The following is a 13,132-nucleotide window of genomic DNA, read 5'->3' on the forward strand; positions in this document are numbered from 1 at the left end:
TCTACCTGTTTCTTTCTTATAACCCATGCCCCATACTCCATGCCCATATTACCGAATGGGAATGGCAATGAAAAACTCTGTTCCTTTTCCTGGTGTAGAAATGCACTTTAATAAACCGCCGTGTTTTTCTGTGATTATTTGGTAACTAATCGATAAACCCATACCTGTACCTTTACCAACGGGTTTAGTGGTGAAAAATGGATCAAATAGCTTTGATAGCACTTCTTCGGGAATGCCTGTACCATTATCCGCGATCGCAATTACAACATTGCTTCCTTCTTGACTGGATGTAATGCGAATTAAGGGTTCGGGACATAAACCTTGATCAAAGGCTTCTTCTAAAGCGTCGATAGCATTGGCTAAGATATTCATAAATACTTGATTTAATTGCCCAGCAAAACACTGAATATCTGGTATGTCGTTATAGTGTTTCTCTATTTTAATCTCTGGACGTTTGCCTTGGGCTTTAATTCTGTGTTGTAAAATTAGCAAAGTGCTATCAATGCCTTGATGTAAATCTGCTGTTTTGAATTCTGCTTCATCTAAACGTGAAAAGATTCGCAAACTTAGGACAATTTCCCGGATGCGACTAGCCCCGATTTTCATAGAAGATAAAATTTTTGGCAAATCTTCTATTAAATATTCCATGTCTGCTTCTTGTTGAGCATTTTGAATTTCTGGTGCTGGATAAGGGTAATGCTTTTGATAAAGCTCCAGTAATGACAATAGGTTTTGAGTATAATCTTCTGTATATTTGAGGTTGCCGTAGATAAAGTTGACTGGGTTGTTGATTTCGTGAGCAATACCTGCAACTAACTGTCCCAAAGAGGACATTTTTTCCTGCTGGACTAGTTGTGACTGGGTATTTTTCAGTTCTCTTAATGTATCTTTGAGCGCAACATTTTTTTGTTGTAGTGCTTGTGTTCTCTCTTCTACTTTTTTCTCTAAAGTTTGATTATAAGATTCTAATTTTTTGTTGTTTTCATATTGTTCTTCTAATAATATCTTAACTTGTTTAATTAACCGATTTAAGGAAATAGCTAAAATCCCCACTTCATCTTCAGTCATGACTGTGGCTTGAATATCAAAGTCGGATTCTTGGGTGACTCGTTGTGCGACTTGAGTCAAAGCTTGTAGAGGACGGGTAATTGTTCTAGCAATGAAAAACCCCACCATCGCTAAAATTCCACTACCTAAGATATATAATATCCCCAAATGCTCCCATAGCCGCCATTTTGCCGTTTCTATTGGTGCAATGGGATATAAAACTGTCACATTTAAAGATTGACTCACGCCGCTAAATTCAATACTTTTTGCTAAATATTGCTGCTTCTCAATTTCGATGCTGGTGACAGGTAAATTAGGATGAGGAAGTTCCCAAGGTTGACGCTTTGTAGGTAATAAAGTAGTAGCTACAACATAATTCGGTGTTTGGATGATCAGGTGTTTGGAAGAACCAGCAGCAATTTTCTGCACCAAGGTATCATCTATTTTTCTGCCAATAATCATGCCTCCCAAGATTCCTGATGGTGATTTAATACTATTAGTTACCACTTGTAGGACTTGTTCCCCACCTTCCACATTGACTAAATCAATTAAATGCGCGCCGTTACTAACACTGTTAGCTATTGCTTGATCAATTAATTTACTACCATATAGGGAACTACTGCGTAAATCTATGAGAATCTGACCTTGAGCATCAATAACTTTAATTAAGTCTAATTTCAACACAGATTTTAAGGGTATTAAAATCTGCATCAAGAGGATTTGGTCTTGCTTTTCCAAGGCTTGAGTAAGCATACCCCGATTAGTAATTAGCTCAATTTGCGTTTCTAATGCTTCCTGTTCATATTGCAAATCTTGCTCAACCCGTTTGCTAAAAACTGCAATGTCTTGACGCGCATTGCGTTCTAAACTCTCAGCAAACCAGTGTCCTAACACAAATAACCCGCATAAAAAGACACTGAGACAAATGGTAAGTAGGGGAATGACAATCTTTTGGCTCAGACTCAGCCGCCGGAAAAATCTCTGCATGGTAAAGTATTCAAATTATTTAGCGGGAACGAAGCCATTTTTATCTAGTATTTTACTACCTTCCTGACTGAAGACAAAATCAATAAAATCTTGAGTAGATGGAGATGGTTTTTTACTCCAAATTATTTCTATGTGGCGTACCATTTGATATTTCCCATTGGTGAAGTTTTCTATCTTGGGAGAAATACCATTAAGACTCAAACGATTCACTGGTAATTGATTAATCACAGAAGTTGCTAATGAAAAAGCACCAATGGTATAGGGTGTGCTTTGTAGGGTGTCAATTAATTCTCCTTCTTTGTTTAAAATTACGGCTTTAGTGGTGGTCTTTTCTTTGCCTAAATAATATTTGCGTAATAGTTTTTTGGCTGATTCATCTTCTGGTCGATCCAAAACTACAATTTTGGCATTGGGGCCACCTAATTGTTGCCAATTAGTTATGTCACCCCGATAAATGGCTTGCAGTTGTTGAGTTGTGAGGTTAGTAACACCCTTAACACTGCTGTGAGTCGCAACTAGTAATAAATCTGTGGCTAATTCACGGGATTGAATTTGGCCGTTATTTTCTTCCGGCTTGAGTTTGTGACTACTACCAACAATATCGATAATGTTACTTTTAAGAGATGCGATCGCCCCTTCTGATTGGCTATTAGTAGTAAAATCTACTTTTACTTGGGGATTTTTGGCTTGATATTCTTTAGCCAAGAGTTTTAAAACTGTTGTGGTTGAACTAGAACCACCTACTTTTATGATATTTTGTGCTTGAGAATCTGTTGCTTGAGGCTTCTGCTGGAAAGTTGCAATATCAGATTCACTGAATCGGATTCCTATACAACCATACAGACCTAGTAATGTACAACTGATAATGAGGGAGTGAATGAGATTTTTCATAAGAGTCAGTTAATATCCCCAGAAAATAATGTATAATCCTTTACGTGATTTTAATATGCCCAGATTGTCACCGAAAGTAACTTTTAAATGAGTTTTTCACAAAAATATCCCTGAATTTTCATATAATTCAGGGATATTTAGGTTCAGATTCATATTACTTATAGATTTCAACTAGCTTGTGAGTTTTGTTGCACTTTAACTAAAAATAACAGCTCTTGGGTAGTCAGACTGCGTTTTTTCTGCATAGATGCTTGACGTACTGCATCTAAAACGGATTGCGTATCTTCTGAGTTGAGAATAATACCATGCTGTTCTAAGACATTGGATAATAAATGTCTCCCAGAATGTTTACCTACTACTAACCGCCGCGAACTACCAACTTCTTCCGGTGCAAATGGCTCATAGGTGTGGGGATTTTGCAGTACCCCATGAGCATGAATACCTGATTCATGGGCAAAGTTATTGTCTCCCACAATGGCTTTCCACGGTGGTACACCGTAACCTGATGCAGATGCTACTAGTCGAGAAATTTCTATCAATCGCTGTGTATCAATTTTTAAATCATATTTATATAAATGTTTCAAAGCCATGACGACTTCTTCTAAAGCTGCATTACCAGCCCTTTCTCCTAAACCATTGACTGTAGTATTAATGGATGTAGCACCTGCTTTTACCCCAGCTAGGGCGTTAGCCGTGGCTAAACCGAAATCATTGTGAGTGTGCATTTCTATAGGAATAGCCAAAGCTGTTACGAGTTGTTTGACTTTGGTGTAAATGGTGAAAGGTTCGAGAATCCCTACGGTGTCACAATAGCGAAATCTTGATGCTCCCCATGCTTGAGCCGAAAGCACCACATCTTGGAGGAAATTATCTTCGGCTCTAGAAGAATCTTCTCCACCTACGGAAACGAAAAGCCCTTGATCAACAGCGAAACTCACGCTATCTTTGAGCTTTTGCAGCACTAATTGCCATTTACCTTGAAATTTAGCGTTTATTTGGATGTGAGAAACGGGAATCGATATATGTACCCGTTGCAAACCGCAAGCAATGGAAGCTTGAACATCTGAAATGACGGCGCGATTCCAACCTAATAGCTTGGCGTGCAAACCTAACTCACAAATCGCAGCAATGGCGTTTTGTTCAGCTTTTCCCATAGCAGGAATACCGACTTCAATTTCATCAACGCCAATCGCATCTAGAAATGTGGCGATCGCAATTTTTTCTTCTATGTTAAAAGCAACACTAGCCGCTTGTTCACCATCACGTAATGTGGTGTCATTAATCAAAACTTGGTTCATTTTTATTGATGCTGATTGCTCATTATTTATCGTAATGGATTCTACTTCTGTATTTTTGGCATCGGCGAAAAAAAGATGGGTTTTCTGTTTCAACCAAGCAGTGATTAATAATTAACGGCTAGTGGGTAATATTTCCACATCCTCAAAGCTGTTGCCGATTATTTTGATACATTTCTTGAACTTTATCATTCATTTTACTTTTTGGTAATTTACAAATCCCACCCATTGAAATTGTGCAATCAGAGGTTCAGAGTACCAATGAATCAACATTAATTAGTAAAATAATGGACGAATTGAAGTTATTATTTAGTTGTTCTAGATAAGATTGTTTACAATTACACAAAGTTGTATTTTGACTTCACATCTAATAAAAAAATAAATTATCCCCATACTTTTAATTACAACACCTTGATAACTGCATGGTGCGTATTCTGCTGTTTAGTGAGCAACAATATATTAGAAGATACTTGCAAGCTTTATTAGATCCTGACTTGGATTGTTCTTAGCAATACAGTTTATAACGTTAAAAATCTGATTTGGCGTAGTGGCATGGCAAGGCTAAAATGTTGCATTATAATCATCTGTTTCTGAGCTTTTAAAAATCGGATAAAGGTGTTTAAGTTTGACACGAGCATCTTCAGTAGTAAGATGCTGTTATGGCTTTACTGGCAGTACAGTTGCGATCGCCCTGCCAAGCAGCTAACTCACCAGAAAGTTCCTCGGCGGAAGAAGGAACGCTCCCTCCGCGAACAAGTCGGCAAAGCCGATGACACTTGCTTCAACGCGGGAAACCCGCGCAACGCAGTGTCTCCCCAACGCACTGGCTCACAAACTGGCATTATGAGGGCTATAGTCAATCTCCAATTTCCGTATTCCGTATATCGCGGAAGCTGTAACCGCTTCCGCTTACACATTTGGGTGCAATTCTTTCTGCCCTGTATATGAACAAGATAGAATATGCTTTTTTGGTTGAGTGGATTTAAATTTTCAGCCTACAGACTATTATTAACTAGAGTAAACATTAATCAAACCTAACCTGCCAACAGCAGGTTTTATGACCTATAACTTTTATCTGTTGGGTATTTTATAGTTAAAGTCTAATGAGTCAAATTCAATCAGAAGTTAGTCGCGCGCAAGAATTGCGCCAATTACTGCAAAAAGCTAGTTATGCTTATTATGTCTTAGATGCGCCCATAATGGAGGATGCCGTCTATGACCAGTTATACCGAGAACTGCAACAGTTAGAAATTCAATACCCAGAACTCATTACAGCAGACAGTCCGACTCAACGCGTCGGGGAAAGACCGGCTACACACTTTACCTCTGTACGCCACAATGTTCCGTTGTACAGTCTGGAGAATGCTTTTAATATTGACGAATTGCAAACATGGGATCAACGTTGGCATAGACAAGTATCGCCTACAGATCCGCCTGCATATGTGGCGGAATTAAAAATTGATGGTTCGGCTCTGGCTTTAACTTACCACAATGGCGTTTTAGTCAGGGGTGCAACTAGGGGTGATGGAGAAATGGGAGAAGATATCACCCAAAATGTGCGGACAATTCGTTCTATTCCCTTACGGTTAAATTTTGATGGCTTAGAAGTAATAGAGAAAATCGAAGTGCGGGGGGAAGCGTTTTTACCGTTGGAAGTGTTCCAACAAATTAATGAACAACGCCAAAAAGCAGGAGAACAGTTATTTGCTAATCCCCGTAATGCGGCGGCTGGTACACTAAGACAATTAGACTCTCGCATTGTGGCGCGACGAAGATTAGATTTTTTCGCTTACACACTGCACATTCCAGGGAGAGATGACGCAAGTATTGCAAATACGCAATGGGAAGCGTTGGAATTGTTGCAAAAATTGGGTTTTCGGGTAAATCCCAATCACAAGCTTTGCCAATCTCTAGCTGACGTTGCAGATTACTATAAATACTGGGATACAGAACGATTAAATCTCCCCTACATGACGGATGGGGTGGTAGTAAAGTTAAATTCCTATAAGTTGCAAGAACAGTTAGGATTTACCCAAAAGTTTCCCCGATGGGCGGTAGCCTTAAAGTACCCCGCCGAAGAAGCACCCACCCGTGTAGAAAATATTGCCGTAAATGTGGGACGCACAGGCGCGTTAACACCTTTAGCAGAAATGCGTCCCGTAGAATTGGCGGGAACTACAGTATCTCGCGCTACCTTACATAATAGCGATCGCATTGCCCAATTAGATATCCGCATCGGTGATACAGTCATTGTTCGCAAAGCTGGGGAAATCATTCCCGAAGTGGTGCGGGTACTCAAAGAATTACGTCCAGATAATACCCAACCTTTTATTATGCCTACCCATTGTCCCGTTTGTGGACAGTCTGTGGTTAGGGAAACTGGGGAAGCTGTAACGCGCTGTGTGAATGCTTCCTGTGCTGCGATTCTCAAAGGTTCAATTGAACATTGGGTGAGTCGCGATGCTTTAGATATTAAAGGTGTGGGAGAAAAATTAGTCCATCAACTTGTAGATAAAGGTTTAGTGCATTCCGTTGCTGATTTATACGACTTGACAACAGAGCAATTATTAGTCTTAGAAAGAATGGGACAAAAATCAGCCGAAAAATTAATTGGGGCGATCGCACAATCAAAAAATCAGCCGTGGTCAAGGGTATTATATGGTTTAGGCATCCGTCACGTCGGCAGCGTCAATGCTCAATTACTCACAGAAAAATACCGCACCGTAGAACAGTTAGCCACAGCTAAACAATCAGATATTGAGGGTATCTATGGTATAGGTGCAGAAATTGCCCAGTCTGTTTATCAATGGTTTCGCATTGATGCCAATCAAAATTTAATTGCCCGGTTGCAAACAGCAGGGTTACAATTTGCTAACATTGAAGAGGCACTAACTATTAATAATGCTATTCTCAAGCTAGTAGGTAAGACCTTTGTCGTAACAGGAACTTTGCCCACGTTAAAGCGCGATGAAGCCAAAGCTTTAATTCAAAAATCTGGTGGTAAGGTGACAGATTCAGTGAGCAAAAAAACTGACTATCTAGTTGTGGGTGAAGACGCAGGTTCTAAATTAGAAAAGGCACGAGCTTTGGGAATTATACAATTAACTGAGACACAATTATTAGAAATGTTAGAAAATTAATCCATCATGCTCTAGACGCAAATTTGGAAAATTTTGTATCTGATTGTATAAATGCTTTCATCTCGGAAATGTTGTAGAGACTGCATTTTTTAATGTCTTTACGAAAAATAATTGGTGTATAAAGAGGATGTTTCAAGAGTCTTTAACGATGAATCAAGTAAGTTTAGATCCCCCTAAATCCCCCTTTTTAAGGGGGACTTTGATTCTTACTTCTCATTAAAAAGGGGAACTTTGATTCTTATTCCCCCCTTTTTAAAGGGTTTTAGGGGGGATCAGAATATACTTCAAGTCCCAGCTAAATACTTTTTAAGCAACCTCTCAAGTAAGAAATTAGTTTTACATCTTTAGATAGATTCATTTATTGATTATGTATCCAACCTACAGGATGTATTTGCATTCGGCTAAAGTAAAATAAGCAAAATTTATTCACCATTCAAAAATAAAACCCCGAATTCTTATCAGTGGCTCATTATGACTTCCCAAGAATCTCGAAAAAAATCTCAATCTCATACTTCTAATGAGCAACAAGACAAGCACAACGAACTATTTCCGGTTGTTGGGATAGGAGCTTCTGCGGGGGGACTAGAAGCATTTATAGAATTACTGAGTAATTTGCCTACTGATACGGGTATGGCGTTTGTATTAATTCAACATTTAAGTCCCCATCAAAAAAGTTTGTTACCTGAGATTCTCTCGCGTACAACTCAATTACCTGTGGTGCAAGTACAAGATGGAATGATTGTAGAACCGAATCATGTGTATGTCATTCCATCTAATGCGACAATGATCATTTCCCAAGGGATACTAAAACTAAGTCCCTTTCAGAAAATTCGTGGTCACTTGATCACAATTGATACATTTTTTCTTTCCTTAGCAGAGGATAGGGGTAGCCAAGCCATTGGGGTGATACTATCAGGCGGTGATTCTGATGGCACAAGGGGATTAGAAGTAATTAAAGGATCTGGCGGGATTACTTTTGCCCAGTGTGAAGAATCGGCTAAAGTTAGTAGTATGCCAAATACGGCCGTGGCTTCTGGTCACGTAGATTTTATTTTAACACCCAAACAAATTGCCAAAGAATTGGCAGCCATCAGCTCTCATCCCTACGTTAATCATTGCACCTCAATTAAACCAGTGGATACTATATCTGAAGCCGGAGACGCTCTTACTACTATTTTTAGTCTCCTAAGAACTGCTACAGGAGTTGACTTTAATCACTACAAACAAACAACTTTAAAGCGGCGCATTCTGCGGCGGATGATTTTGTATAAATTAGACAGGCTAGAAGATTATGTTCGTTACCTGCAAGATCACCCCGCAGAAGTTACCGCCTTATACCAAGACATTTTAATTACCGTCACTAGCTTTTTTCGTGATCCCGAAGCTTTTGAAGTTTTAAAGACAAAAGTATTTCCAGTTATAGCCAAAGATATAAAACCAGATTTACCCATCCGCATTTGGGTAGCGGGATGTTCCACTGGTGAAGAAGCCTACTCTATAGCCATCTGCTTGCTAGAGTTTTTCAGCAATCAAGTAATGAATACCGCCATCCAAATTTTTGCTACGGATGTTAATGATGTAGCAATTGATAAAGCTAGAAGTGGAATTTACAAATCTTCTCAATTAGCGGATGTTTCGCCAGAACGGCTACAGCGTTTCTTTGTTCAGGTTGAAGGTGGTTATCAAATCAGTAAACCAGTGCGAGAGTTGTGTGTTTTTGCCAGACAAAACCTCATTAGTGATCCGCCATTTTCACGCCTAGATTTAATTACTTGCCGAAATGTGCTAATTTATCTGGGAAGTGCAGTACAAAAAAAATTATTACCAGTCTTTCATTATGGACTCAAGTCTAATGGATTTTTGATGTTAGGGACTTCTGAAACAGTTGGTGAATTTACGGATTTGTTTACTTTAGTCGATAGAAAGTATAAAATATATTCCCGCAAAATAGCACCAGCTCGGCTAGGAATTGATTTAGTTACAAGCAACTATCCTCTTGAAATTGTCACCCCCCAACTAACATTGAACTCAGATGCTCCAGATGATTTAGAAATGCAAAAAGAGGCTGACCGGATTGTGTTAAACCAATATGCTCCGGTTGGTGTAATTCTTGATGAAGAATTAGAAATTGTGCAATTTCGTGGACAAACTAGTCCCTATCTGCAACCGCCTCCAGGTAGACCCAGTTTTAATTTGTTGCGGATGGCAAAAGAAGAATTACGCATAGAATTACGCACTGCTATCCACCAAGCTAAAAAGCAGGGAATCCCCATCACAAAAGAAGGGGTACAACTAAAAGAAAATGAGCAAGTCAAGCAAATACGCATTGATGTAGTACCATTTAAAACTTCTGGTAGTACAGAACGCTACTTTCTCGTCATGTTTGCAGACATAAATTTGATAGTTCCCACTTCATCAGAGTTAGGTAATAACAATAGTTCTCGCCGACGCAAAAAAAATAATGAAGAGGAAGAAATTAAGCAACTCAAACAGGAGTTAGCCAATACTAAAGAATATCTGCAATCAATTATTGAGGAGCAACAAGCCACCAATCAAGACCTAAGAGCAGCTAATGAAGAAATCCTCTCAAGTAATGAAGAGCTACAAAGTACAAATGAGGAATTAGAAACCGCTAAGGAAGAAATTCAAGCGACTAACGAAGAACTAAACACAATCAACGACGAATTACAACGACGTAATCTCGAATCTACTCAAGTTACTAACGATTTACAAAATCTCCTGAGTAGTATTAATATTCCGATTTTAATGTTGGGTGGTGATCTGCGGATTCGTCGTTTTACCCCCGTAGCTGAGAGCATCTTTAATCTGATTCCCAGCGATATTGGTAGACCCATCAGTGATATTAATCATAATCTCAATATTCCTGACTTAGAACAACAAATTTTAGAGGTAATTCGGAATCTTAGCTTTAAAGCTCAAGAAGTCCAAGACCAGAAAGGATATTGGTATGACCTACGAATTCGACCCTATCGCACAATAGACGATAAAATTGACGGTGCTGTGGTCGTGTTAGTCGAAATCGATGCCCTAAAACGTAGCACCGAGCAACTTAGAGCCTCTAGAGATTACGCCCAAGCAATTGTGGATACGATGCGAGAATCTCTAGTGGTGCTGAGTGTAGATTTACGAGTGCTGAGTGCGAATCAGTTTTTCTATGAAACATTCCAGGTTGCACCAGAAGAGACAGAACAACGTCTAGTATATGAAATTGGCAATGGACAATGGGACATTCCCTTATTGCGATCGCTTTTAGAAGACATTCTCCCCCATCAAAGTCAATTTCACGATCTAGAGGTTGAGCATAATTTTGAAAATATTGGGTATAAGATTATGCGCCTTAATGCTCGGAGAATGACTATAGAAGACAACCGAGAAATGATTCTGTTAGTCATTGAAGACATTACCCAGCAAAAGCAGCTAGAAGCGGAACGCACACAACTTTTAGCTCAAGAACAATCAGCCCGCAATTCCGCAGAAGCCGCCAACCGCGCCAAAGACGAGTTTCTCTCCATCCTCTCCCATGAACTGCGAAACCCACTCAATTCTTTACTGGGTTGGGCGCAATTGCTGCAAAGGGATAATCTTGACCAGTCTACTATGACTCAAGGATTGCAAGCGATAGAACGTAGCGCACAGGCTCAAGCCCATCTGATTACTGATTTACTAGATATTTCCCGCATCAGTTCAGGTAGATTGCGTCTCGATGCTCAACCTGTGGAATTATTTCCTGTAATTGAATCTGCGATCGCGGTGGTTCATCTTTCCGCAGAAGCTAAAAACATTACCATTGTCACTAGATTAGATTCTACACCCAGAACTGTAGTTGGTGATGCTACCCGCCTACAGCAAATTATTTGGAATTTACTTTCTAACGCCATTAAATTCACCCCAAATGGGGGAGAAATTGACATCAGCCTCAATTACACTGAACTTCACGCCCAAATTCAAGTCAGTGATAACGGTAAAGGCATCAGTGCTGACTTCCTCCCCTATGTATTTGAGCGATTCCGTCAAGCTGATGGGAGTAGAACCCGTTCAAATCCTGGCTTGGGGTTGGGACTGTCTATTGTTCGTCACTTAGTAGAACTCCACGGCGGGACAGTTGAAGCCTTCAGCCCAGGAGAAGGTCAGGGAGCAACTTTTACAGTTACCTTACCTTTGCAAGCTAGCCAACCAGAAAATACTGTGGCGATCGTCCAAGAATCAATAGTATCAACCAATGAGCCAGAATATCCCATAGAAAATATTCCCTCCCTGGAAGGCGTGCGGGTACTTGTCGTAGATGATGAACCAGACATCCGCCTGTTATTTGAAATCGTCCTGGAGGAGCATGGCGCAGAAGTTACACAAGCCGCATCTGCACAAGAAGCACTATCAAAGCTAGCAGAAAACCCTGGAGGGTACGACGTACTTTTATCTGACATTGGGCTACCCCAAGAAGACGGTTATGCACTAATTCGTCAAATCAGACAGCTAAGTCCTGAAGCTGGGGGACAAATCCCAGCCGCCGCCCTCACCGCCTATGCTGGATATGCAGAACATCAAAAAGCGGTAGCAGCAGGATTCCAAACGCACCTTGCTAAACCCGTCGAACCTCCACAATTATTATCTGTAGTTGCTACATTAGCCGGCAGAATGAATTGACATTGGGCATGGGGAATGGGGCATGGGGCATGGGGCATTGGAAGAAAGAATGATTTCAGGAATCAAAGTGGATTCCTACATCTGCTGAAAATTGCCTGTGAAACTAGATTTTTGCTCCCATTCTAAATAGAGAATACAGACAATCAACCATAATAAACCGGCAGCATATCCAGCTAAAACATCCGTCGGCCAATGCACTCCCAAATAAAGTCTACTAAAACCGATTGCCAAAATTAAAACTGTTGTCGAACTTAAAATCTGCTTACGCCATTGGGGAAACTCTTTCGCTAAAATATAGCCAATGCAGCCATAAACTGCGGTAGAAACCATTGCATGACCACTAGGAAAACTATAGTGAACTGCATTGACAATATAATCCCAAAGTGTGGGACGCGCTCTTCTAAATAATTCTTTAAACAATAAATTTAAACCAACTGCACCAAATGTTGCTAAACCCAAAGCTGTAGCTTCTCTTGGTCGTTGGTTTTGCCAAAGATTGATTCCTAACGCAGAACAAATTGCTAGAAAAAATGTTGGCTCTCCCAAAAAAGTCACACCTTTAATGATGGCATCTAGTAGGGGATTGTGTAGCTTTTGTAGTCCTAACAAAATGCCTTCATCTAAACCATATTGATATAAAATCCCACTACTTAACATCAGGGTAGTAGCAGCCGCAGAACCTAAAATTAGTTGATTGTTGAGTTCGTTTAATTGTGGCTGAATTGGTGCTGTAACTGTGGTATTTGGAAGAGTTTTAGTAGCTTTTGTGTAATCTAAAACAACATCTTGTAGCAGAGAAGCGATCGCACTATGGCTACAATCAGGATGAAAAATCACCAACACATTCCCTGTTAAATGGTTAGCACTCACTTGCACAATGTTTTCTGCTTTAATCAGGGATAATTCAATGTGTCTTGCCAAAAATTCCGACTGATGTAGTCCTGTGACTTTAAATCTGCCTCTACCTTTGACAGATGTGTGTATAGCTTGGATTAAATCCTGCTCATGGGAATGATGACTAAAATACCCGTTCATGGTGGAAACAGTCCTGAACTGTATTTTAGTATAGGCGATCGCTCTTGTTTGGGGACTGGGGACTGGGGATTG

At 39.9% G+C, this 13,132-nt stretch carries 6 protein-coding genes; 2 read left to right on the top strand and 4 right to left on the bottom strand.

Annotated features, from left to right (window positions below):
• Positions 1-48: 48 nt before the first annotated feature.
• The 3 genes from ACQFX9_RS21815 to nifV form a co-directional block, all read right to left on the bottom strand.
• Positions 49-2,034, bottom strand: a complete 1,986-nt coding sequence (locus ACQFX9_RS21815; protein WP_427158439.1) for an ATP-binding protein — start codon at positions 2,032-2,034, stop codon at positions 49-51.
• 15 nt (positions 2,035-2,049) lie between these two features.
• Positions 2,050-2,925: a substrate-binding domain-containing protein gene (locus ACQFX9_RS21820; RefSeq protein ID WP_427158441.1), complete on the bottom strand. Its 876-nt coding sequence runs from the start codon at positions 2,923-2,925 to the stop codon at positions 2,050-2,052.
• A 167-nt stretch (positions 2,926-3,092) separates the two neighbouring features.
• On the bottom strand, positions 3,093-4,223 hold the full coding sequence (gene nifV / locus ACQFX9_RS21825) for a homocitrate synthase (RefSeq protein WP_427158443.1): 1,131 nt from the start codon (positions 4,221-4,223) through the stop codon (positions 3,093-3,095).
• A 1,100-nt stretch (positions 4,224-5,323) separates the two neighbouring features.
• On the opposite strand from nifV, the gene ligA reads away from it, so the two are divergent.
• A complete protein-coding gene (gene ligA, locus ACQFX9_RS21830; protein WP_427158444.1) occupies positions 5,324-7,360 on the top strand; it encodes an NAD-dependent DNA ligase LigA in 2,037 nt (678 codons plus the stop codon).
• Between the two features lie 471 nt (positions 7,361-7,831).
• Positions 7,832-12,025 carry a chemotaxis protein CheB gene (locus ACQFX9_RS21835; protein ID WP_427158445.1) on the top strand — a complete coding sequence of 1,398 codons (4,194 nt, stop codon included), beginning with the start codon at positions 7,832-7,834 and terminating at the stop codon, positions 12,023-12,025.
• A gap of 75 nt (positions 12,026-12,100) precedes the next feature.
• On the opposite strand, the gene ACQFX9_RS21840 is transcribed toward ACQFX9_RS21835, so the two are convergent.
• A complete protein-coding gene (locus tag ACQFX9_RS21840) occupies positions 12,101-13,060 on the bottom strand; it encodes a phosphatase PAP2 family protein (RefSeq protein WP_427162970.1) in 960 nt (319 codons plus the stop codon).
• Positions 13,061-13,132: the final 72 nt, after the last annotated feature.

The organism is Aliinostoc sp. HNIBRCY26 (assembly GCF_050235535.1).
Taxonomy (GTDB): domain Bacteria; phylum Cyanobacteriota; class Cyanobacteriia; order Cyanobacteriales; family Nostocaceae; genus Trichormus.